The organism is Serratia sp. 4542 (assembly GCF_016805595.1).
GTDB lineage: Bacteria > Pseudomonadota > Gammaproteobacteria > Enterobacterales > Enterobacteriaceae > Serratia > Serratia nevei.
In genome coordinates this window covers 197,147-218,780 of sequence record NZ_RXKV01000004.1, presented here as the reverse complement: position 1 = coordinate 218,780, position 21,634 = coordinate 197,147, and the positions used below count along the sequence as shown (strand labels likewise).

19 protein-coding genes are annotated in these 21,634 nt (G+C 61.6%); 14 read left to right on the top strand and 5 right to left on the bottom strand.

All coding sequences use genetic code 11. The features are described from left to right. The first annotated feature begins 2 nt into the window (after positions 1 to 2). The gene (locus EKL15_RS05015) at positions 3 to 806 is read left to right on the top strand and encodes an ABC transporter permease (protein WP_089185887.1); all 804 of its coding nucleotides are present in this window, start codon (positions 3 to 5) and stop codon (positions 804 to 806) included. A gap of 46 nt (positions 807 to 852) precedes the next feature. Here the strand turns inward: EKL15_RS05015 and kdgR are convergent, their stop codons facing one another. Further along, on the bottom strand, positions 853 to 1,644 hold the full coding sequence (gene kdgR / locus EKL15_RS05010; RefSeq protein ID WP_038877637.1) for a DNA-binding transcriptional regulator KdgR: 792 nt from the start codon (positions 1,642 to 1,644) through the stop codon (positions 853 to 855). 230 nt (positions 1,645 to 1,874) lie between these two features. Here kdgR and EKL15_RS05005 point away from each other — a divergent pair, with 230 nt between their 5' ends. Then, positions 1,875 to 3,269, top strand: a complete 1,395-nt coding sequence (locus EKL15_RS05005) for an MFS transporter (protein WP_060419252.1) — start codon at positions 1,875 to 1,877, stop codon at positions 3,267 to 3,269. Positions 3,270 to 3,320: 51 nt separating this feature from the next. On the opposite strand, the gene htpX is transcribed toward EKL15_RS05005, so the two are convergent. After that, positions 3,321 to 4,199, bottom strand: a complete 879-nt coding sequence (gene htpX / locus EKL15_RS05000) for a protease HtpX (RefSeq protein WP_033638291.1) — start codon at positions 4,197 to 4,199, stop codon at positions 3,321 to 3,323. Between the two features lie 370 nt (positions 4,200 to 4,569). On the opposite strand from htpX, the gene EKL15_RS04995 reads away from it, so the two are divergent. The 6 genes from EKL15_RS04995 to EKL15_RS04970 are packed head-to-tail and all read left to right on the top strand — an operon-like array spanning position 4,570 to position 10,413. After that, positions 4,570 to 5,661 (top strand): ABC transporter substrate-binding protein, encoded by a 1,092-nt coding sequence (locus EKL15_RS04995; RefSeq protein ID WP_203088993.1) that lies wholly within the window; start codon positions 4,570 to 4,572, stop codon positions 5,659 to 5,661. A 2-nt stretch (positions 5,662 to 5,663) separates the two neighbouring features. Beyond that, positions 5,664 to 6,704 carry an iron ABC transporter permease gene (locus EKL15_RS04990; RefSeq protein WP_084826338.1) on the top strand — a complete coding sequence of 347 codons (1,041 nt, stop codon included), beginning with the start codon at positions 5,664 to 5,666 and terminating at the stop codon, positions 6,702 to 6,704. Further along, positions 6,701 to 7,486, top strand: a complete 786-nt coding sequence (locus tag EKL15_RS04985; RefSeq protein ID WP_087763515.1) for an ABC transporter ATP-binding protein — start codon at positions 6,701 to 6,703, stop codon at positions 7,484 to 7,486. Before EKL15_RS04990 ends, EKL15_RS04985 begins: the two co-directional genes overlap by 4 nt. After that, positions 7,474 to 8,271, top strand: coding sequence for a cyclopropane-fatty-acyl-phospholipid synthase family protein (locus EKL15_RS04980; protein WP_060440085.1), 798 nt, complete (start codon positions 7,474 to 7,476; stop codon positions 8,269 to 8,271). The genes EKL15_RS04985 and EKL15_RS04980 overlap by 13 nt, the downstream gene beginning before the upstream one ends. Beyond that, positions 8,264 to 9,571, top strand: coding sequence for an opine metallophore biosynthesis dehydrogenase (locus tag EKL15_RS04975; RefSeq protein WP_100396318.1), 1,308 nt, complete (start codon positions 8,264 to 8,266; stop codon positions 9,569 to 9,571). Before EKL15_RS04980 ends, EKL15_RS04975 begins: the two co-directional genes overlap by 8 nt. After that, entirely contained in the window at positions 9,568 to 10,413 is an 846-nt protein-coding gene (locus EKL15_RS04970) for a DMT family transporter (protein ID WP_038877656.1), read from the top strand. Before EKL15_RS04975 ends, EKL15_RS04970 begins: the two co-directional genes overlap by 4 nt. 67 nt (positions 10,414 to 10,480) lie before the next feature. Here EKL15_RS04970 and prc read toward each other — a convergent pair whose 3' ends face one another. The 3 genes from prc to EKL15_RS04955 all read right to left on the bottom strand — a co-directional run bounded on the left by prc (position 10,481) and on the right by EKL15_RS04955 (position 13,853). Continuing rightward, complete coding sequence (gene prc, locus EKL15_RS04965; RefSeq protein ID WP_100396317.1) at positions 10,481 to 12,529, bottom strand: carboxy terminal-processing peptidase; 2,049 nt, start codon at positions 12,527 to 12,529, stop codon at positions 10,481 to 10,483. A gap of 19 nt (positions 12,530 to 12,548) precedes the next feature. Then, positions 12,549 to 13,259 (bottom strand): RNA chaperone ProQ, encoded by a 711-nt coding sequence (gene proQ / locus EKL15_RS04960; protein WP_033638287.1) that lies wholly within the window; start codon positions 13,257 to 13,259, stop codon positions 12,549 to 12,551. 96 nt (positions 13,260 to 13,355) lie between these two features. Then, positions 13,356 to 13,853, bottom strand: a complete 498-nt coding sequence (locus tag EKL15_RS04955) for a GAF domain-containing protein (RefSeq protein WP_060440088.1) — start codon at positions 13,851 to 13,853, stop codon at positions 13,356 to 13,358. Positions 13,854 to 14,108: 255 nt separating this feature from the next. On the opposite strand from EKL15_RS04955, the gene yebS reads away from it, so the two are divergent. The 6 genes from yebS (at position 14,109) to EKL15_RS04925 (ending at position 21,620) form a co-directional block, all read left to right on the top strand. Further along, the gene (gene yebS / locus EKL15_RS04950) at positions 14,109 to 15,356 is read left to right on the top strand and encodes a membrane integrity lipid transport subunit YebS (protein ID WP_197785439.1); all 1,248 of its coding nucleotides are present in this window, start codon (positions 14,109 to 14,111) and stop codon (positions 15,354 to 15,356) included. Further along, positions 15,325 to 17,955, top strand: coding sequence for a PqiB family protein (locus EKL15_RS04945; protein WP_060440703.1), 2,631 nt, complete (start codon positions 15,325 to 15,327; stop codon positions 17,953 to 17,955). Before yebS ends, EKL15_RS04945 begins: the two co-directional genes overlap by 32 nt. A 102-nt stretch (positions 17,956 to 18,057) precedes the next feature. Continuing rightward, entirely contained in the window at positions 18,058 to 19,494 is a 1,437-nt protein-coding gene (gene rsmF, locus EKL15_RS04940) for a 16S rRNA (cytosine(1407)-C(5))-methyltransferase RsmF (RefSeq protein ID WP_100396315.1), read from the top strand. Between the two features lie 272 nt (positions 19,495 to 19,766). After that, positions 19,767 to 20,303 carry a spore coat protein U domain-containing protein gene (locus tag EKL15_RS04935; RefSeq protein WP_084826342.1) on the top strand — a complete coding sequence of 179 codons (537 nt, stop codon included), beginning with the start codon at positions 19,767 to 19,769 and terminating at the stop codon, positions 20,301 to 20,303. Between the two features lie 274 nt (positions 20,304 to 20,577). Further along, complete coding sequence (locus tag EKL15_RS04930; protein WP_060440090.1) at positions 20,578 to 21,114, top strand: spore coat protein U domain-containing protein; 537 nt, start codon at positions 20,578 to 20,580, stop codon at positions 21,112 to 21,114. A gap of 2 nt (positions 21,115 to 21,116) precedes the next feature. Further along, complete coding sequence (locus tag EKL15_RS04925) at positions 21,117 to 21,620, top strand: spore coat U domain-containing protein (protein ID WP_038877669.1); 504 nt, start codon at positions 21,117 to 21,119, stop codon at positions 21,618 to 21,620. Positions 21,621 to 21,634: the final 14 nt, after the last annotated feature.

Genomic DNA, 21,634 nt, shown 5'->3' with positions numbered 1-21,634 from the left:
CGATGTTGATTTGGTCTCGCACCGGCCGCACCCTGACCTGCACGCTGGCGGTCACGCTGTTCGCTCTGTTCTTCTGCCTGCCGCTGGCGGTGATCCTGATGTCCAGCCTGAGCGAACAGTGGAACGGCGTGCTGCCGAGCGGCTTCACTCTAAGCCATTTCCGCCAGGCCTTCAGCGGCGCCTCCTGGGACGCGCTGGTCGCCAGCCTGGCTATCGGTTTCAGCGCCAGCCTGTTCGCGCTGCTGTGCGGCACCTGGGCGGCGTTGGCGCTGCGCCACCATCAGGGGCGCGGCCAGCGCCTGCTGAGTACGCTGTTCTTCATACCCAGCGCGGTGCCTTCGGTGTCGATCGGTTTAGGCATGCTGGTGGCATTCAGCCAGGGGCCGCTGCAGATGAACGGTACCTTCCTGATCGTGCCCATCGCCCACTTCGTGCTGATTTCCGCCTTCACCTTCGGCAACGTGATGGCCGGGCTAACCCGGCTTTCGAGCGACTACGAAAACGTCGCCGCCAGCCTGGGCGCTTCGCCGTTGTTTCGCCTGCGTCACGTCACCCTGCCGATGATCGCTCCCTATATGATCTCCGCCTTCGCCCTCAGCCTGTCGCTGTCGATGGGTGAGCTGGGCGCGACCATGATGATCTACCCACCGAGCTGGGCGACGCTGCCGGTCACTATCTTCAGCCTGACCGATCGCGGCAGCATCGCCAACGGCGCGACGCTGACCATGATCCTGGTGGCGGCCACGCTGCTGCTGATGTTAGTGCTGGAGCGGATTGCGCAGCGGCTAACGCCGGGCGCAAAATAGCAACAAGGCGCTGCCATGGCCGCGCCTTGTTCATCGAAGCGAAGGGTTAGAACGGGTAGTCGTGATAGCCCTGCTGTTCACTGATGCGCCGGGCGGCGACGTGCAGCAGCGCCACATACTCCTCCCGCGCCGCTTCGGAAAAACGCAGCGTCGGGAAAGAGAGGCTCAGCCCGGCGATCGCCACCCCGAACCGATCGAAGACCGGCACCGCGATGCAGCGGATCCCCGCCTCCTGCTCCTCGGCATCTTCGCCGTATCCCTGCTCGCGCACCCGCTCCAGCACCGGCAACAGTTCGGCGGCGCTAGTCAGCGTATGCTCGGTGCTGCGGGTAAATTCAATCTGCGACAGGATCTGCGCCACCTCATCCCGATCGCGCCAGGCCAGCAGCACTTTACCGATGGCGGTGCTGTGCAGCGGGTTACGGCGGCCGATGCGCGAATACATGCGCAGGTTGTACATTGCGTCAATCTTGTGGATATAGACGATGCCGTCCTCGTCCAGGGCACCGAGGTGGATGGTTTCGCGGGTGCGGTTCGACAGCTCGCGCATCTGTACGTCGGCGCTGCGGATCAGATCGACGTTCTGCAGCGATTTGGCGCCCAGCTCGAACAGCTTGAGCGTCAGCGCATACTTTTCCGTCTCGCCTTCCTGCGAGACGTAGCCCAGCGCTTTCATGGTTTGCAGAAAACGGTAGACGGTGCTTTTGGACATCATCACCCGCTGGGACAGTTCGGTAATGCCAATCTCGCGCTCATCGCCGAGCGCCTGCAAAATGCCGAACACTTTCATCACGGATGAGACGGCATCCGGTTGCTTGTCTGAATCTGCGTTAGCCATGGTGAATACCCTACTTAACGGTTTTGTTTCAGGAAATTTAAACAAGGGTTTCAGTATAATCGGAACAGATCGCGGCGCGCAACGCGGCTGAACGCTAAGCGATTGAAGCCTAATGGATAACCCCAGCCCGCTCACCGCCGTTTACAATAAAGCGGACAAGGGGCATGCAATCACAGACGAATATGATTAGCATGATAATACTCCCCTGAATAAATACCGCTGAGACCAACATGCGTCCTTGTTCCGACGGCCTCCCCGTCCCGCAACGCTATGGGGCGATCCTCGCCATCGCCCTCGGCATTACCGTATCCGTGCTCGACGGCGCGATAGCCAACGTGGCGCTGCCCACCATCGCGCGCGATCTCAACGCCAGCCCGGCCAGCTCCATTTGGGTGGTTAACGCCTATCAGCTGGCGATCACCGTGTCTCTGCTGTCGCTGGCGTCGCTCGGCGATCTGATCGGCTATCGCCGCATCTATCAGGCCGGGTTGCTGGTGTTCAGCATTACCTCGCTGTTCTGCGCCCTGTCCGACTCGCTGCTTACGCTGACCATCGCCCGCGTGCTGCAAGGCTTTGGTGCCGCCGCCATCATGAGCGTCAACACCGCGCTGATCCGCATCATCTATCCGCAGCGTTTTCTCGGCCGCGGCATGGGCATCAACTCGCTGATCGTCGCCTGCTCCTCGGCGGCCGGGCCAACGGTGGCGGCGGCGATCCTGTCGGTCGCATCCTGGCAGTGGCTGTTCGCCATCAACCTGCCGATCGGCCTCGTCGCACTGCTGCTGGGCATGAAGTTCCTGCCAGCCAACGGCCAAAAAAGCGATAACCGCCGTTTCGATCCCACCAGCGCCGTGCTGAACGCGTTGACGTTCGGCCTGCTGATCACCGCCATCAGCGGCTTCGCCCAGGGCCAAAGCCTGACGCTGATCTTCAGCGAGATCGCCGCGCTGCTGGCGATTGGCGCGGTGTTCGTGCGCCGCCAGCTGCGCCAGGAATTTCCGCTGCTGCCGGTCGACCTGCTGCGCATCCCGATCTTCGCCCTGTCGATGGGCACCTCAATCTGCTCGTTTGCTGCGCAAATGCTGGCGATGGTGTCGTTGCCGTTCTTCCTGCAAAGCGCATTGGGCCGCGACGAAGTGGCGACCGGGCTGCTGCTGACGCCGTGGCCGCTGGCGATCGTAGTCATGGCGCCGATCGCCGGCCGGCTGGTGGAGCGCGTGCACGCCGGCCTGCTGGGCTGCATTGGGCTGGCGGTGTTCGCACTTGGGCTGTTCTCGCTGGCGCTGCTGCCCGCGGATCCGTCGAATGGGGACATCATCTGGCGCATGGTGCTGTGCGGCGCCGGCTTCGGCCTGTTCCAGTCGCCCAACAATCACACCATCATCTCCGCCGCGCCGCGTAACCGCAGCGGTGGCGCCAGCGGCATGCTGGGCACCGCTCGCCTGCTGGGGCAAACCTCGGGGGCCGCGCTGGTGGCGCTGATGTTCAACCTGTTCCCCACATCTGGTACCCACGCATCGCTGATCCTGGCCGGCGTGTTCGCCACTCTGGCGGCGGCGGTCAGCAGCCTGCGCATCACCCAATCGACGGCGCCAACGGCGCAGCCAAGCCGCGAGGTGAAATAACGGACATAAAAAAACCCCGGCGAGCCGGGGTTTTTCCTTTCATTCAGCCGATTACTTCAGGTACTGGCCGGAACGCAGCGCTTCGATACGCTTGTCGAGCGGCGGGTGCGACATGAACAGCTCGCTGAACGACTTGGATTTACCGTTGATGCAGAACGCCATCATGCTGCCCGCTTCCTGCGGTTCGTAGCTGGTTTTCAGGCGCTGCAAGGCGGCGATCATCTTCTCGCGGCCCACCAGCTTGGCAGAGCCGGCGTCGGCGTAGAACTCGCGGTGACGCGAGAACCACATGGTGATGATGCTTGCCAGGATGCCGAACACCAGTTCCAGCACCATCGACACCGCGAAGTAAATCATCGGGTTGCCGTTGCCTTCCCCTTCGCCATCACGATTGCCCAGGAAGCCGGCGGCGACCTGCGCGATCAGGCGCGAAATGAAGATGACGAAGGTGTTCACGATGCCCTGAATCAGGGTCATGGTCACCATATCGCCGTTGGCGACGTGGCTGATTTCGTGCGCGATGACCGCTTCCGCCTCGTCGCGGCTCATGCTCTGCAGCAGGCCAGTGCTGACGGCGACCAGCGAGGCGTCGCGGCGCGCGCCGGTGGCAAAGGCGTTGATGTCCGGCGCGTGGTAGATAGCGACCTGCGGCATGGCGATGCCCGCCTGCTGCGACTGACGGCGTACCGTTTCCAGCAGCCAGTTTTCGGTTTCGTTACGCGGTTGTTCAATCACTTCCCCGCCGACGGAGCGCAGCGCCATCCACTTGGACATCAGCAACGACACGAAAGCGCCGCCGAAGCCGAACAGACCGGCCATGATCATCAGGCCCTGAACGCTACTGGATTGGATTCCTGTCAGGCTGAGCACCAGCCCGAAAACCAACATCACCGCCAGGTTGGTGAGCAGGAACAGAGCTATACGCATCATAAAATGTTTACTTCCTCATAAATGTTAACAAAACGCTGTCTAAGATACCCTAGATCGTATGGGCATTCGTCACAGTTTCAAGAGTCGCACGTCATTAACCTACTAAAAATACGAAACTTTACAAAAACGACGCGCGACCGGGATTTGGCAAATTGTAAACGATTGTTGCGCAAGGCGGAGGGATTTCTCAGAAAAAATTCTTGGCCCGTGCAAAATGACGCCGAGAAAAATTGCCCGCACACTTTTTATGGCCGCCAGGCTCTCACCACCTTCGCTCACGCAGCGCTCGCCTCGCCTGACAGGAAAGTTTGAATCCCGTGATTAATTGTTACATTATAACATCACAATTAATCGTAAAGGGATGTCAATCATGTTACCTCGCCTCGTCTGTATGCTGACTGCGTGGCTGCTCTTTTGCCACGTCGCGCAAGCTGAAATCCACCTCACCGACGCAGAAGGACGCCAGGTCACCCTGGCCGCCCCCGCACAACGCGCCTATATCGGCTTTTACTACGAAGATTTTCTGGCGGTGAACGGCCCGGACAGTTTTCAACAGGTGGCCGCCTTCTCTAAAAGCGACTGGGCCTTGCGCACCAGCCAATGGCCGCGTTATCAGGCGGCTCTGCCGCGGCTCGCTCAACTGGTCGATGTCGGTTCGCTCTACAATCAGAGCTTTGACTTCGAACGCCTGCTGACCACGCGGCCAGACCTGCTGATCCTGGCGAAATGGCAGCTCGACGGCTTCGCCAACTACCTGCCGGTGCTGCAACAGCTCAACATTCCTTATATCGTCGTCGACTTCAACCAGGGTGCGGAAGTCAAACTTGCCAGCATTCGGGCCATGGGTCAGGCGATGGGCCACCCCGAGCGGGCAGAACGGCTGGCCAGCGAGTATCGGCAGAGCCTTGAAGATACTCAACGGCGTATTCGCGAGGCGCAGCTGCCGCCACCGACCGCTTATATCGAACTCGGCGACAAGGGGCCCGGCGAATACAGCAGCAGCTATGGCGCCTCCGTCTGGGGGCCGCTATTACAGCTGGCCGGCGCCCGCAATATCGCCGCCGGCGTCGTCGGTAGCCCCGCGCCTTTACGCGCCGACTATGTACTGACCCAAAAGCCGGACGTCATTTTCCTCGCCGGTGGCGACTGGGAAAACATGCCAAACGCCGCACCGATGGGCTACGGCGCACAGGCGGCCCCCCTTCAGGCACGCCTCGCTCAGTACGCCCGGCGAGCCGGTTGGCCGCAGCTGCCGGCGATAAAAGACCAGCGCCTCTATGCGCTCTACCATGGCGGCGCGCGCACGATTTACGATTTTATTTTTGTTCAGTATCTGGCGAAAGCCCTCTATCCGGCCGCGTTTGCCGACGTTGATCCCCCACGCAACCTGGCGCGGTTCTACCGCCAATACTTACCGATAGAGGCTGACGGCGTCTTCCTGCAACGCTGGCAAGGAGAGTAGCCGTGGCCTACACAGGACGTGCGTTTTTACAACGGCGCAGGCTGCGCCGCGGGCTATTGACGCTGGCGCTGCTCGGCGCGCTGCTGGCGGCCGCCGTCGTCGATCTGACCGTCGGCGCCGCGCACCTTAGCCTCTCGGATATCCTGCCCATGCTCTGGCCCGGCTCCGCGCCAGGCAACGAGCTGCATCAGGTGGTTTTCTGGTCGATTCGCTTGCCGATGACGCTCACCGCGTTGGTCGTCGGCGCCAGCCTGGCGCTGGCCGGTCTGTTGATGCAGACCGTGCTGGCCAACCCCCTCGCCAGCCCGTATACGCTGGGGATCTCGGCCGCGGCGGGATTTGGCGCGGCGCTGTCGATCATCACCGGATTCAGCCTGGGTGGCGCGCTGGCGCTGGGCACGCCGCTGCTGGCTTCGCTGATGGCGCTGTTGGCCTGCGTGCCTATCTATCTGCTGGGACAGCGCCGCGGCATGACGCCGCAAATTTTGGTGCTGAGCGGCATCGTGGTGCTGTTCTTCTTTCAGTCGCTGCAATCCCTGCTGCTGTTTCTGGCCTCGCCCGAAGCCATGCAGCAAATCGTCTTCTGGCTGTTCGGCAGCCTGCTCAAAGCCAATATGCACGGCGTGGCGATCACCGGTGGCGTCCTGTTCTGCGCGCTGGTCGTCAGCCTGCGGCTGGCCTGGCGCCTGACCGCACTGTCCGCCGGCGAAGAACAGGCCCAGGGGCTGGGCATCAACGTCAGCGCGCTGCGCAAGCTGGCCTTTCTGCTGGCGACCTTACTGACGGCCGCCTCGGTCTCGTTTGTCGGCACCATCGGGTTCGTCGGGCTGATCGCCCCGCATTTCGCCCGTTTTCTGGTGGGCGAGGATCAACGCTATCTGATCTGCATTTCCGCCCTTTGCGGCAGCCTGCTGCTGCTGTGCGCGTCGATCGTCGCCAAACTGGTGCTGCCGAACGGCGTAGTGCCCATCGGCATCGTTATCGCCTTAATCGGCGTGCCGGTGCTGTTCTACTTCGTCACCCGACAGGTTAAACGCCCATGACTCAACTGACCCTCACCGGCGTCGGCGTCACGCTGCATCGACGTCAGCTGTTAGCCGACGTTTCATTGGCCTGGCCGGAGGCAAAGCTCGGCGGCATCATCGGGCCCAACGGCGCCGGCAAATCGACGCTGCTCAAAGCGATCAATCGCATGCTGCCGCACAGCGGCGCTATCGCCTACCGCGAGCGCCCGCTCGATCCGAAAACCAGCCGCATCGCCTATGTGCCGCAACTCAATCGCAGCGAGTCGGCGTTGACCGCGTTTGACATGGTGCTGCTGGGCAAGGTACGGCAGTTGGGGTGGCGCGTCAGCGCCGCACAGGCCGACGCGGTCGAACAGGCGCTGGCGGAATGCGGCATTTCCGCACTTGCCGATCGCCCTTTCAACCGCCTCAGCGGCGGGCAGCGGCAGTTGGTGATGTTGGCGCAGGCCTTCGTCTCTCAGCCGCAGCTCATTTTACTCGACGAGCCCACCAGCGCGCTGGACATCCACCATCAGCTGCGCGTACTCAATCAGATCGCCGACTACAGCCGGCGTCATCGCTGCATCACGCTGCTGGTGATCCACGATCTGGGGCTGGCGCTGCGCTACTGCCATTCTCTCACCTTGCTCGAGCACGGACGCGTCATTTGCCACGGCGACACCCATCAGATGATGGGGCACCCGATGATGTCCCGCGTATTTGGCGTCGGTATCGAAAGCGGCATCAGCCCCCAAGGCTACCCCTTTCTGCTGCCGACACAGCTGTTACACGCACACGGAGAAACCCCATGTACACTCTGACCAAGGCGGACATGCTGGCGCAACTCGCCGGCTTGCAACAGGAAATCCACCAGCTTCACCGTTCCGCCCGGCAAGATCGGCGCCATTTTTCCCTGCTGGAACGGCGCTTCAGCCGCCTGCAGGCCTTTAACGATCTGCCGCAGCTGCAGGCCTATCGCCGCAAGCTGGAAAACGATCGCTCGATAACGGCGCAAATCACCCAGCTGCGAGCGGTGGCCAATGCCGCCTTGTGCGATTACGAGAAGCATCGCGTCGCCACGCTCTGCCGGGAGCCGGCGCAGACCAACGCCTACCTGAACAGTTTCGATAGCGCCCTGCAGCTGGAGATCGCCGCCGCCGACATCAAACCCGGTGAACGAGTGTTGCTGGTGGGCAGCGGCGCCTTGCCCACCACCGCGCTGGCGCTGGTCGCCAGGCTCTCCGCCACCGTCATTTGCTACGATTGCGACCCGGCGGCCCAGCGTTTTGCCCGCCGCCTCACGCGCCATCTGGGGCTGTCACGGCAAATCCCCTGCATCGATAAATTGAACGGCCTGACCGACCGCGACATCGATCACATCATCATCGCCTCTCTGGTGGCGGACAAGCAGACCTTGCTGACGCAGCTGCGGCCTTTGCTGCCTCAGCGCGGCAAACTGCTGCTGCGCTACGGTAACGGCCTTAAGTCGATCTTCAACTGCCCTTATCACCATCTGGCTGCCCGTTCACCCTGGCGCGTCAGCGGTAAACCGGTTGCCACCCCGCTGTACGATCTCTTGATTTTGGAGTCTCATCGCCATGAATAATGCGTTTTCTACCCTGATCCTCGGCGCCGGTCCGGCGGCGATCCAATTGGCTGTGGATATCCAGGCCACGGCCGACACGCGCATCGGCCTGTACAATCGCCCCAGCGAGAAAGGACAACGCCTGAAGGCGCATCTGGCGCACACGCCCAGTCTGCATCTGGAAGGCGTCGGCAAGGCGCGGCAGACCCAGCGCGATGCGCAGGTGGCAGTAGACAGTTATTGCGACGATCTGTCGCTCATCGGCGGCGACTGGCAGCGGCTGATCCTCGCGGTGCCCGCCGATCGCTATTACGAGGTGCTGCGGCAGGTGCCGTGGGCCACCTTACCCCACCTGCGTTCGTTGATCCTGCTTTCCCCGTCCATCGGCTCCGGCCTGATGGTGCAAAACCTGCTGCAGGCGGCTGGCCAATCCCACGTCGGGGTCATCAGTCTGTCCAGTTATTACGCCGACACCAAATATCAGGATGCGGCGCAGCCCTACCGCGCCTATACCAAGGCCTTTAAACAGCGAATCTATCTCGCGGCCCAAAGCCCGGTGTCAGACGGCGCCGAACTCGACTGGATCGGCTCGGTGCTGGCGCGTCACGCTATCGACGCCCGGCGCTGCGACAGCCTGCTGGCCGCCGAGCGCTTCAGCATCACCAACTATGTTCATCCGCCGCTGGCGCTGGCCGACACCACGCTGCAGGCGATATTCCAGCCGCAGGCGCCGGTGCAATACCTGTATAAAACCCACCCCGAGGGCCCCATCTGTCCCGAGGTGATCGCCGACATGCTCGAACTGTCGGAGGATTACAAAAGGCTGCTCAACCATCTCGGCGTCGAGGAGATCAACCTGCTGCGCTTTTTGAACGACGACAGCTACCCGGTTCCCTCCCGCATGGTGAGCCGCCGCTGGATTGACCATTTCCCGCAGCTCGCGCCGGCGGAACAACGCTATGCGCTGTTTACGCGCTATACCGCGCTGCTGGTCGATCCCTATTCCGAACCGGACGCGCAGGGTCGCTACTATGATTTTTCCGCCGTCAGGGTCGCCCGCGTCTTTCAGGATGCTCAAGGTCTGTGGTGCCTGCCGCGCGTGCCGCTGGAAGACGTGCGAAAACTCCGCACGCTGGTCTTGCTGGCGGAGCGGCTTGGCGTCGAGATGCCCACCGCCCGGCGCCTGTTGGCGCGCTTTCAGCAGGCGCTGCAGAGCTTCGTCACCCGGATCGGCGCCGAGCATTGCCATCATTCGTTGCTGGACGATACCTGCGACGAACAGGCGGCCATCACCTATCGTCAGTGGCGGGGGCAAGCATGAATCAGGGTGCGCTGCTGGCCATTTTCGCCTCGCTGATTTTCAGCGTCATGAATGCGCTGGTCAAAACCATCGCCGACGACATCCCCACCGGGGAAATCGTGTTCTTTCGCAGTAGCATCGGCTGCCTGCTGGTTCTGCTGCTGATGTATCGCCACGGCGTCGCCTTCAGCCGCGAGGACCGGCCGCTGCTGGTATTACGAGGCACTATGGGTGGGCTGTATCTCATCTGTTATTTTTACAGCATCGCCCACCTCACGCTGGCCGACGCCAGCATGCTGGCCTACCTGTCGCCGTTTTTCTCCATTCTGCTTTCCTTGCTGGTGCTGCGTGAACGGATCAGCGCCAACACCGCATTTTGGCTAGCGCTGGTCATCATCGGCGCCGTGCTGCTGGTGCGGCCGTGGCATTTCTCAACGTATACCCTGGCGTCGCTGGTCGGCGTGATGAGCGCGGTGTTCGCCGCTATCGCCTATCTGTCGGTCAACAAGCTCAGCAAGCGCCACCACAACTACGAGATCGTGTTCTATTTCCTGTTTATCGCGACGCTGATCTCGCTGCCGCTGATGTGGAACGCCTTCGTCTGGCCCAACGTCTACCAGTTTGCCATCCTGCTCGCCATCGCCCTGGTATCGCTGTTGGGACAGGTTGTCTTAACCCAGGCCTTTTCCTCCGATAACCTGATCGTGGTCTCGGTGGTGCGCTATATCGGCATCGTTTTCAATATTGCCTGGGGCTGGCTGTTCTGGCACGAAGTCCCGCTGTTGCTGTCGCTGATCGGCTGCCTGCTGGTGGTGGTTTCCTGCATCCGGCTCGGGCTGCGCCACCGCAAGAAAGCCGTCTGAGCAGCACGTAACGCGACCATAAAAAAACGCACCCGAGGGTGCGTTTTTCATCCTGCCTGACGCGGCCTTATTTGGCCGGCGTTGGCTGTTGAGCGGGCTGATCTTTTTCCAGATGAGCCAGGTCCAGCGCGATATGCACGGTTTCATCCAGGTACGGATCCGGTTCCTGGTAATCCTTCGGCAGATCGTCGAGCGATTTCAGCAGCTTCTTGCCCGCACGTTCCAGGCGCTCGTTGATGCGTTTCAGACGGGTCGCATCGTCATCATGGTTCTCTTTCTCGCGTACCGCCAAATTGAGAGACACGATGTTGCGTTTATCCTTCAGCGCCTTGTAATGCGCGATATCCTGCGCGATGTACTGGAACTCCGGATTCTGCGCGATGCGCTGCTGGTGATCTTTCAGCAGCTCCGGCTCGAACGGCGCCATATCGCCGGTCTTGCTGTAGGTCGCCGCATTGATGCTGTCCCACGGCATGGCGTTGTCTTCAAACGCTTCGCCGGTTTCCGCCGGATCGACGCCGGTCGGCATCAGAATGTCCGGGGTCACCCCTTTGCGCTGGGTGCTGCCGCCGTTGACGCGGTAGAACTTCTGAATGGTGTACTGCACCGACCCCAGCGCCGGCCACTCAGGGCGCAGCATCTGATCGTAGATGCGGTTCAGCGAACGGTACTGCTGCACGGTGCCTTTACCGAAGGTCGGCTCGCCGACGATCAGCGCGCGGCCGTAATCCTGCATCGCCGCCGCGAAGATCTCGGAGGCGGAGGCGCTGAAGCGATCGACCAGCACCACCAGCGGGCCTTTGTAGTAGGTCACGCCATCGGTGTCGGCGTCTTCACGCACTTTGCCGTTGTTGTCGCGCACCTGCACCACCGGGCCGCTCGGAATGAACAGGCCGGACAGCGACACCGCTTCGGTCAGCGCGCCGCCGCCGTTGGTGCGCAGATCGATGATCACGCTCTTGACGTTTTGCTTGGCCATCTTCTGCAGCTGCACTTTCACGTCATCGGTCAGACCGACGTAGAAGCCTGGGATGTCGAACACCGCCACCTTCTCTTTGCCGACGGTCTTGATGGTCATTTTCACCGCGCGGTCTTCCAGGCGGATGCGCTCGCGGGTCAGGGTAACCACGCGGGTTTTGGTGCCCTTGCCGGCCGGCAGGATCTCCAGGCGCACCTTGCTGCCTTTCGGCCCTTTGATCAATGACACCACGTCGTCCAGGCGCCAGCCGATCACGTCCACCATCGGTTTGCCGGCCTGGCCGACGCCGACGATGCGATCGCCCACGGTGATCGCCTTGCTCTTCGCCGCCGGGCCGCCCGGCACCATCGAGTTGATCAGGGTGTAGTCGTCATCCATCTGCAGCACCGCACCGATGCCTTCCAGCGACAGGCTCATCTCGGTGTTGAACTGCTCGGTGTTGCGCGGAGACAGATAGTTGGTGTGCGGGTCGATTTCATGCGCAAAGGCATTCATCGCCAGCTGGAAGACGTCTTCGCTGTTGCTTTGCGTCAGGCGCTTGATGGCGAACTGATAACGCTTGGTCAGCGTGTCGCGGATTTCTTTGTCGGTCTTGCCGGTCAGCTTGAGGTTCAGCTCGTCATAGGTGACTTTCGCATCCCACAGGCTATCCAGCTCGGCCTTGTCTTTCGGCCACGGCGCTTTGCTGCGGTCGAGATCGATAGTGCCGTTGCCGGTGAAGTTCATCGGCTTGTCCAGCAGCGACAACGCATAGGTGTAACGCTCGAAACGGCGTTTCTGCGCCAGATTGAACAGCGCGTAGAAGGTATCCAGCTTGCCGGTTTTTAGCTCTTCGCCAACCTGATTGCGTTTGCCGGCGAACTGCGCCACGTCGGAGGCCAGCAACACGTTATGGTTGTAGTCCAGCATGTTCAGGTAGCGATCGAAGATCTTGCCTGAAAACTCCGCGTCGAGGGCGAACTGGCGGTAATGAGAGCGAGTGAAGCGCGAGGTCACGCGCTCACTCACCGTAGCGTGCTGGGGTTCCTGTTGCAGTTGGGGCAGTTGGCCGATGCGGATGTTGGCTGTTTCCGCGCCGTAACTGACACCCGCCCACAGCAGCCCTGCAATCGCTGTTAATCTGACGAATTTGTTCATGCCTTGGTTGGCCTCCGTATCAGAACTGCAAGTGTTCTGCGCGCACAATCATCGCCAGACCGGAAGAGAGCTGCACACGTACGCCATCTTTAGCGATTTCGAGTACGGTAGCATCCATCGCGCTCTTGCCTGCTCTGACTTTGATTTCCTGGCCAATTTGCAGTTTAGAGATATCCGTGACTGGCGCATAACGCGGCTGGTTTTCCTCTTTTGCTGCACGAGGTTGACGAGCTGGCTGTGGGCGAGTTTGTGGGCGCGGCTTGCGGTTTTCCGGCGCGGCTCCGCCTTCGCGACGTGCAGCAGGCTTTTTACCGGCTGGGCGCGGACGGCGTGGCGCGGCATCGGCAGATTCACCGGCGGCTTCACGTTTTTTGGCGTTTTGTTCGGCACGCTGTGCCTGAACGCGCGCTTTGGCTTCTTCAAGCTGCTGGCGAGCATGATCGACATGCTGCTGCTCCAGTTCACCGCACGGATTGCCGTCCAGGTCGACGCGCTGCGCGCCAACTTTGACGCCGTACAGGTAACGCCAGCTTGAGGTGTACAGGCGCAGGGCAGAACGCAATTGCGTTTTGCTGAGATTCTCTTCCCCCTGCACGCGCTCTACCAAATCCTGAAAAATACCGATTTTCAGCGGACGAGCTTCGCCTTCGGCGCTAAAGCAGAGCGGAAAACGCTCGGCAAGAAAAGCAATGACTTCTTTACTAGAGTTCAACTTAGGTTGATTTTCCATGAAATTTCCTGATTACAACGGTATTGCCAACAAGCCACAGGCATGAACAGGCGTCATTATAATGACGCCATCGGTAATTGCCACGTTAACCGTCGATCAACTTGCCGCTACAGTCACATATTTCGCACTGTCACACTGTTCCAGTTGCTCACAAAGCCCCGCCACCACTGCTTTCAGGCCCGCTTCATCCTGTTCGTCGAAGCGTTGATAAACCGTGCTGTCGATATCCAAAACGCCGATCACCCGGCCGCCAACCGCCAACGGCAGCACGATTTCCGCATTGCTGGCCGCATCGCAGGCGATATGGCCCGGGAACGCATGCACGTCGCCGACGCGCTGCACGCGATTTTCCGCCACCGCCGTGCCGCACACGCCCTTGCCCACCGGGATGCGCACGCAGGCGATCTTGCCCTGGAACGGCCCCAGCACCAGCTGGTCGCCATCCATCAGATAGAAACCGACCCAGTTCACGTCATCCAGACGCTCGTTGATCAACGCGCTGGCGTTGGACAGCGCCGCGATAAAGTTGGTCTCCCCGCCGAGCAACGCGCTCAGGTCACGTTTTAATTCCGCGTAGAATTGTTCTTTTGTCATGTGATAACCATTGAAACAGTGAAGATGGCCAGAAGCCCAAAGCTTAGGCCCTATAAAATAAGCATTAAATGCGTATAGCCACAAGGTTAATCATCTGTTGCTTCACAAAACCCTGCCGCTCGGGGTATGTTTGCCGCTCAGAATCCCGGTTTACCTCGTTTTACCGTCCGGCGCCCGATCGCCGGTGACGCGGCCGGTTTATTTTTCAGCTACGCTGACAGTTCCGGCGGGCTCAAGGGCAGCTACTTGTCAAAAATGAAAATACACGCGATCACCGCCCCCCTTTCCAAAGCGCGCCACCAGCGCTGCTGCGAGTGCGACCTGCTGTTCGTGCTGCCGCCGCTCAGCGGCAATCAGGCCGCCTATTGCCCGCGCTGCAACGCCAAGGTGGTGAGCGGCCGCGACTGGTCGATGACGCGCCTGACCGCCATGGCGATCGCCATGCTGCTGCTGATGCCGTTCGCCTTCACCGAGCCGCTGATCAGCATCCGCCTGCTCGGCACGCGCATCGACGCCAGTTTGCTGGAGGGCATCTGGCAGATGAGCCGTCAGGGCGATCCGCTGACCGCCAGCATGGTGGCGTTCTGTACCCTCGGCGCCCCACTGACGCTGGCGCTGTCGCTGCTGTATCTGCGCTTCGGCCACGCGCTCGGCATGAACCTGCGCCCGGTGCTGCTGATGTTGGAGCGGCTGAAAGAGTGGGTGATGCTGGACATCTATCTGATCGGCATGGCGGTGGCGGCGATCAAGGTGCAGGATTATGCCGACATCCAGGCGGGCAGCGCGCTGATCGCCTACCTGTCGCTCACCCTGCTCAGCATCCTGACGCTGATCCACGCCAACCTGGAGCAGCTGTGGGAGCGTTACTACCCGCAGGAGCAGCCGAAAGGCCCACCAGCGGCGCTGCATATTTGCCTGTCCTGCCACTATACCGGCTACCCCGACGCGCGCGGCCGCTGCCCGCGCTGCCACGTGCCGATGTGCCACCGCCAGCCCTACAGCCTGCAGAAAACCTGGGCGGCGCTGATCGCGGCGATGATCCTGCTGATACCGGCCAACCTGCTGCCGATTTCCATCATTTACGCCAACGGCGCGCGGCTCGAAGACACCATCTTCTCCGGCGTGGTCTCGCTGGCCACCTCCGGCAACGTGCCGATCGCCGCCATCGTGTTCATCGCCAGCGTGCTGGTGCCCTTTACCAAGGTGATCGTGCTGATCACGCTGCTGTTCAGCATTCACTTCAAAACCTCGCACAGCCTGAAGACGCGCATTCGTCTGCTGCGCCTGGTCACCTGGATCGGCCGCTGGTCGATGCTGGATCTGTTCGTTATCGCCTTGATGATGTCGCTGGTAAACCGCGACCAGCTGTTATCTTTTACTATGGGACCGGCCGCGTTTTACTTTGGCTCGGCGGTCATTTTGACTATTCTTGCCGTTGAGTGGCTGGATAGCCGATTGATTTGGGATGCACATGCAACAGGAAACGCCGACTACACCGACTGAAGCGCGGGTCAAGAACAAGCGCCGCATTTCACCGTTCTGGTTACTGCCGTTCATCGCCCTGCTGATCGCCGGGTGGCTGGTCTATAACAATTTCCAGGAGCGCGGTACCACCGTCACCATCGATTTCCAATCGGCGGCGGGCATCGTCGCCGGCCGCACGCCGGTGCGCTACCAGGGCGTTGACGTCGGCACGGTGCAGAAGATCAGCCTGAGCAAAGATCTGCGCAGCATCGTGGTGGAAGCCAGCATCAAAAGCGATCTGGAAGACTCGCTGCGCGAAGGCACCCAGTTTTGGCTGGTGACCCCCAAGGCTTCGCTGGCCGGGGTCTCCGGGCTCGATGCGCTGGTCGGCGGCAACTATATCGGCATGATGCCCGGCAGCGGCAAGGCGCAAACCCACTTTGCCGCGCTCGATACCCAGCCGAAATACCGCCTGAACACCGGCGAGCTGATGATCCATCTGCACGCCGACGATCTGGGCTCGCTCAACAGCGGCTCGCTGGTCTACTACCGTAAAATCCCGGTCGGCAAGGTGTACGACTACACCATCAGCGAAGGCAATAAGGGCGTGACCATCGACGTACTTATCGACCGCCGCTTCGCCCATCTGGTGAAAAACAACAGCCGCTTCTGGAACGTCTCCGGCTTCAAGGGCGATTTCAGCCTGTCCGGCGCGACGGTACAGATGGAGAGCCTGGCGGCGCTGGTCAACGGCGCCATCGCCTTCGATTCGCCGGCCGATGGCCAGCAGGCCAAGGGCGACCAGAGCTATGCCCTGTATCCCGATCTGGCCCACAGCCAGCGCGGCGTCAATATCCTGCTGGATCTGCCGAGCGGCAACAACCTGAGTGAAAACCGCACGCCGCTGATGTACCAAGGGCTGCAGGTCGGCACCCTGACCAAGCTGACGTTGCAGCAGGACAGCAAAGTGGTCGGTGAACTGACCATCGATCCTTCGGTGGTCGATCTGATGCGCAGCGGCACCCGCATCGTGATGCGCAGCCCGCGCATCAGCCTCAACGACGCCAAGCTCAGCCAGCTGCTGACCGGCACCACGCTGGAGCTGGTGCCGGGTGAAGGCGAGCCGCAGCAGCGCTTCAACGTGCTGGACAGCAGCGAGACGCTGTTGCAACAGCCTGGCGTGCTGACCGTCACGCTGAATGCGCCGCAAAGCTACGGCATCGACGTGGGGCAGCCGTTGGTGGTGCACGGCGTGAAAGTCGGCCAGATCCTGAGCCGCACCCTGACCGCCGGCGGCGTGGTGTTCACCGCCGCCATCGACGCCCAATATCGCGGCCTGCTGCACAAAGACAGCAAATTCGTGGTCAACAGCCGCCTCGACGTCAAGCTGGGCATCGACGGCATGGAAGTGCTCGGCGCCAGCGCCCAGGAGTGGGTAGACGGCGGCGTGCGCATTATTCCCGGCAGCAAGGGGGAACCGGGCGGCCAATACCCGCTGTACGCCAACAGCGAGAAAGCCGAGGAAGGCATCGTCGGCAACGCCCCGGCCACCACCCTGACCCTCAGCGCCACCAGCCTGCCGGACGTGCAGGCCGGTTCGGTGGTGCTGTATCGCAAATTCCAGGTGGGCGAAATCGTCAACGTGCGGCCAAAGGCCAACGAGTTTGAGGTGGACGTCTACATCAGCCCGGAATACCGCAAGCTGCTGACCCGTGAAAGCATCTTCTGGGCCGAAGGCGGCGCCAAGGTGCAGCTCAACGGCAGCGGGCTGACGGTGCAGGCTTCGCCGCTTAACCGCGCGCTGAAAGGCGCCATCAGCTTCGACAACCTGCAGGGCGTGACGCTCAACAAGGGCGCCAACCGCGTGCTGTACGCCAGCGAAACCGCCGCTCGCGCGGTGGGCAGCCAAATCACGCTGAAAACCTACGACGCCAGCAAGCTGTCGGCGGGCATGCCGCTGCGCTACCTCGGCATCGACGTCGGCCAGGTGGAGTCGCTGCAGCTGGCGCCGGAGCGCAACGAAGTGTTGGCCAAAGCGGTGCTGTATCCGGAATACGTGCAGACCTTCGCGCGTCTGGGCAGCCGCTTCTCGATCGTCTCGCCGGAGATCTCCGCCGCCGGCGTCAGCAACCTCGATACCCTGCTCCAGCCTTATATCAACGTGGAGCCGGGGCGCGGCCGCGAGATGCGCACCTTCGAACTGCAGCAGGCCAGCATCACCGACTCGCGCTATCTCGACGGCCTGAGCGTGGTGCTCGACGCTGCCGAAACCGGCTCCCTGCAGATCGGCACGCCGGTGTTGTTCCGCGGCGTGGAGGTCGGCACCATCACCGGCTTCTACCTTGGCGCCATGTCAGACCGGGTTCATGTCGCGCTGCGCATCAGCAAGAAGTATCAGCATCTGGTGCGCAACAACAGCGTGTTCTGGCTGGCTTCGGGGTACAACCTGCAGTTCGGCCTGACCGGCGGCGTGATCAAGAGCGGCACCTTCCAGCAGTTCATCCGCGGCGGTATCGCCTTCGCCACGCCGCCGACCATTCCGCTGGCGCCGAAAGCGACGCCTAACAAACACTTCCTGCTGAATCCGGAAGAGCCGAAGGACTGGAAAACCTGGGGCACCGCCATTCCGCGCGATTAAATTTCGCATTTTCCTCAGGGCCCGGCATTGTCGGGCCCTGTTTTTTTCCGCTTTGTGATAAACTCTCGCCCTTGTCTTTATTGCACCCTGAGAGTTCGCCCCGTGGCCAAATCCACCGCCGTTTTTCTGCCCCCCGCTTTCCTTGACGCCACCCGCGCCATCATGCCCGCCGAGCTGGCGATGGAAGATTTTATCGCCGCCTGCCAGCGCCCGCTGCGCCGCAGCCTGCGCGTCAACACGCTGAAAATCAGCGTCGCCGACTTCCTGGCGCTGGTGCAGGATTACGACTGGCGACTGGAGCCCATCCCCTGGTGCGCGGAAGGGTTCTGGATCGAGCGCGACGATGAAGAGCTGCGTCTGGGCAGCGCCGCCGAACACCTGAGCGGCCTGTTCTACATTCAGGAGGCCAGTTCAATGCTGCCGGTCAGCGCGCTGTTCTCGGGCGGCGCAGTGCCGAATCGGGTGCTGGACGTGGCGGCGGCACCAGGCTCCAAAACCACCCAAATCGCCGCGTTAATGGGCAATCAGGGCGGCATCGTCGCCAACGAATACTCCGCCAGCCGGGTAAAAGTGCTGCACGCCAATATCAGCCGCTGCGGCGTGAAGAACGCCGCGCTGACCCACTTCGACGGCAGGGTGTTCGGCGCCGCGCTGCCGGAGAGCTTCGACGCCATTCTGCTCGATGCCCCCTGCTCCGGCGAAGGCGTGGTGCGCAAGGATCCGGACGCCATGAGCAACTGGTCGCCACAGAGCGTGGCCGAAATCGCCGCCACCCAACGCGAACTGATCGACAGCGCGTTTCATGCGCTGGCGCCGGGCGGCGTGATGGTGTACTCCACCTGCACGATCAATGCGCAGGAAAACCAGCAGGTGGTGCGCTGGCTGCTGGACACCTACGGCGACGCGGTCAGCGTCGAGCCGCTGGGTGCGCTGTTCCCCGGCGCCGACAAGGCGCTGACCGCCGAAGGCTTCCTGCACGTCTTCCCGCAGATTTACGACAGCGAAGGCTTCTTCGTCGCCCGCCTGCGCAAACAGCGCGCCGTAGCGCCGTTGGCGAAGCCGACCTATAAAGTCGGGAAGTTCCCGTTCAGCCCGCTGTCCGGCAAAGAGGCGGCGCTGGTCGCCCAAGCCGCCGCCGCATCCGGCTTAACCTGGGGCGATGACAGCCGGCTGTGGGAGCGCGACAAGGAGCTCTGGCTGTTCCCGGCCGAGCTGGAACCGCTGTTCGGTAAAGTGCGCTTCTCACGTATCGGCCTCAAGCTGGCGGAACGTTTCCCGAAAGGTTTCCGCTGGCAGCACGAGGCGGCGATCGCGCTGGCCGGCACCGGCGGCAAAACGCATTTCGAGCTGGACGCCGCGCTGGCGCAAGAGTGGTATCACGGCCGCGATCTCTACCCGGAGCAGCCGCCGGCCGGCGATGAATGCATCGTCACCTACCAGGGCCAGCCGCTGGGCATCGCCAAGCGCATCGGCAGCCGCATCAAGAACAACCTGCCGCGCGAGCTGGTGCGCGACGGCGCGCTGGATTTTCACCTGTAATCGCTCCGGTGCCGGGGAGCCGCCTTCCCCGGCGCCAAAATAACGCTAATAATATTCCTATCACCATTCATTATTATTCTAATCATTTCCAAGTTGCACTATTCCACCTCCCCGCCCGTATTTCCCCGCCGGAAAAGAAAAAAGTTTTTAGCCTTTGATCAAGACAATTTCGCGTTCTTATCCTATTAATTTAAATGTAAGTAAATTAATGCGTTCAACTCAGCTCTGGGTGGCGTTTTTGCGGGCTTTCTCTGACACGGCAAGGAATCATGATGAATAAAACTCTGATGGTTTTGACCTCGGTAGCACCTCTGCTGTGCATCAGTGGCACAGCCAACGCAGCGGGCACCATTCAGGGCACGGTGGGCGTGACGATCACCATCGGTGCCGGCTGTGTGGTCACCGGCGGCAACAGTTCCGGCACCACCAACGACTTTGGTTCGATCAGCTTCGGGACTTACTCCTCGCTGGCCAACGTCATCACCGCCAGTGCCACCGGCAGCGGCGGCACCGGCACGCTGGGGCTGAACTGCACCACCGGCACCAACTATACCGTAGCGCTGGACAACGGCCTCAACGCCTCCGGCAGCCAACGGCGCATGGCCAGCAGCGTGCCGGCCTACATCAGCTACAACCTTTATCAGGACAGCGCCCACGCCCTGCCGTGGAACAGCACCACCGGCACGCTGACCGGCACCGGTACCGGATCGGCGGTGCCGCTGATCGTTTACGGCCTGGTGCCTGCCGCGGGAACGACTCCGGCGGCCGGCGTCTACAGCGATACCGTCACCATGACCGTCACCTGGTGAGTTTCATCGTCAACGGAGCGCCGTCAGTGCGCTCCGTTATTCATTAAGTAATAATATTCCCACCCACCTTATCATTCCCCCCTTAGTGTTCATGCCCGGTGACACGGCCGCCGCAGCGAACCTGCGACAGCGATTAAAAATAAATAAAGTTTTTAATCTTTTAGCGCGACATTCTCACGTTCTTATTCTATTAATTAATCTGTAAATAGATTAATGCATTTGACTCATTTTTCGGGCTTTTTGGCAGGCTTCTCTACTACGGCAAGGAACCACGATGAAAAAGACTCTGGCGGCATTAACCTCGGCAGCGCTTCTGCTGTGCGCCTCTGGCACCTCCTACGCGGCGGGCACCATTCAGGGCACGCTGGGCGTCACCCTGACCATCGGCGCCGGCTGCGTGGTCACCGGCGGCACCAGCTCCGGCACCACCAACAGCTTCGGCTCCATCAGCTTCGGCACCTACTCCTCACTGGCTAACGTCATCACCGCCAGCGCCACCGGCAGCGGCGGCACCGGCACGCTGGGGCTGAACTGCACCACCGGCACCAACTACACCGTGGCGCTGGACAACGGCCTCAACGCGACCGGCAGCCAGCGGCGCATGGCCAGCAGCGTACCGGCCTATATCAGCTATAACCTCTACCAGGACAGCGCCCACGCCGTGCCGTGGAACAGCACCACCGGCGTGCTGACCGGCACCGGCACCGGTTCGGCGGTGCCGCTGATCGTCTACGGCCTGGTACCTGCGGCAGGCACCACCCCGGCGGCCGGTGCGTACAGCGATACCGTCACCATGACCGTCACCTGGTAAACATGACGCGCCTGGCCGTCACCTGCATGCTGTTGTCGTTGGCGGGCGTTTGCCGCGCCGACGTCAGCACCGCGACGGTGGGCGTCAGCGCCACCCTGGTCAAGTCCTGCGTCGCCGGCACCACCAGCGGCGGCAACACCACATTCGGCACCTTTAACTTCGGCACGGTCTATTTCCTCAATACGGCGATAAAGGTGACCGGCCAGGCGAACGCCGGCGCACTGCAGATCAACTGCAACAACGGCACCAGTTACACGGTGCTGCTCAGCGGCGGGCAGAGCGGCAATACCGCCGCACGCTATCTGCAAAGCGCGGCGGGCGCCCGCGTGAACTACAACCTGTATACCAGCGCCAGCTACGCCACCGTCTGGGATAACGTCACCGGCGTCACCCAGACCGCCACTGGCCAAAGCGTCTGGCTGCCAGTGTACGGCATGATCCCGGTACAAACGACGCCGGCGACGGGCAACTATACGGATACGGTGCAGGTGACGATAAATTGGTGATTAACGGAACGCTG

What these genes read in the sequence shown, in the direction of transcription:
- EKL15_RS04945 (WP_060440703.1), top strand. Translation starts at nt 15,325, where the DNA reads ATGCAACAGGAAACGCCGACTACACCGACTGAAGCGCGGGTCAAGAAC.
- EKL15_RS05005 (WP_060419252.1), top strand. Translation starts at nt 1,875, where the DNA reads ATGCGTCCTTGTTCCGACGGCCTCCCCGTCCCGCAACGCTATGGGGCG.
- proQ (WP_033638287.1), bottom strand. Translation starts at nt 13,259, where the DNA reads ATGGAAAATCAACCTAAGTTGAACTCTAGTAAAGAAGTCATTGCTTTT.
- EKL15_RS05015 (WP_089185887.1), top strand. Translation starts at nt 3, where the DNA reads ATGTTGATTTGGTCTCGCACCGGCCGCACCCTGACCTGCACGCTGGCG.
- prc (WP_100396317.1), bottom strand. Translation starts at nt 12,529, where the DNA reads ATGAACAAATTCGTCAGATTAACAGCGATTGCAGGGCTGCTGTGGGCG.
- EKL15_RS04925 (WP_038877669.1), top strand. Translation starts at nt 21,117, where the DNA reads ATGACGCGCCTGGCCGTCACCTGCATGCTGTTGTCGTTGGCGGGCGTT.
- EKL15_RS04930 (WP_060440090.1), top strand. Translation starts at nt 20,578, where the DNA reads ATGAAAAAGACTCTGGCGGCATTAACCTCGGCAGCGCTTCTGCTGTGC.
- EKL15_RS04985 (WP_087763515.1), top strand. Translation starts at nt 6,701, where the DNA reads ATGACTCAACTGACCCTCACCGGCGTCGGCGTCACGCTGCATCGACGT.
- EKL15_RS04980 (WP_060440085.1), top strand. Translation starts at nt 7,474, where the DNA reads ATGTACACTCTGACCAAGGCGGACATGCTGGCGCAACTCGCCGGCTTG.
- EKL15_RS04955 (WP_060440088.1), bottom strand. Translation starts at nt 13,853, where the DNA reads ATGACAAAAGAACAATTCTACGCGGAATTAAAACGTGACCTGAGCGCG.
- EKL15_RS04935 (WP_084826342.1), top strand. Translation starts at nt 19,767, where the DNA reads ATGAATAAAACTCTGATGGTTTTGACCTCGGTAGCACCTCTGCTGTGC.
- EKL15_RS04975 (WP_100396318.1), top strand. Translation starts at nt 8,264, where the DNA reads ATGAATAATGCGTTTTCTACCCTGATCCTCGGCGCCGGTCCGGCGGCG.
- htpX (WP_033638291.1), bottom strand. Translation starts at nt 4,199, where the DNA reads ATGATGCGTATAGCTCTGTTCCTGCTCACCAACCTGGCGGTGATGTTG.
- kdgR (WP_038877637.1), bottom strand. Translation starts at nt 1,644, where the DNA reads ATGGCTAACGCAGATTCAGACAAGCAACCGGATGCCGTCTCATCCGTG.
- EKL15_RS04995 (WP_203088993.1), top strand. Translation starts at nt 4,570, where the DNA reads ATGTTACCTCGCCTCGTCTGTATGCTGACTGCGTGGCTGCTCTTTTGC.
- yebS (WP_197785439.1), top strand. Translation starts at nt 14,109, where the DNA reads ATGAAAATACACGCGATCACCGCCCCCCTTTCCAAAGCGCGCCACCAG.
- EKL15_RS04970 (WP_038877656.1), top strand. Translation starts at nt 9,568, where the DNA reads ATGAATCAGGGTGCGCTGCTGGCCATTTTCGCCTCGCTGATTTTCAGC.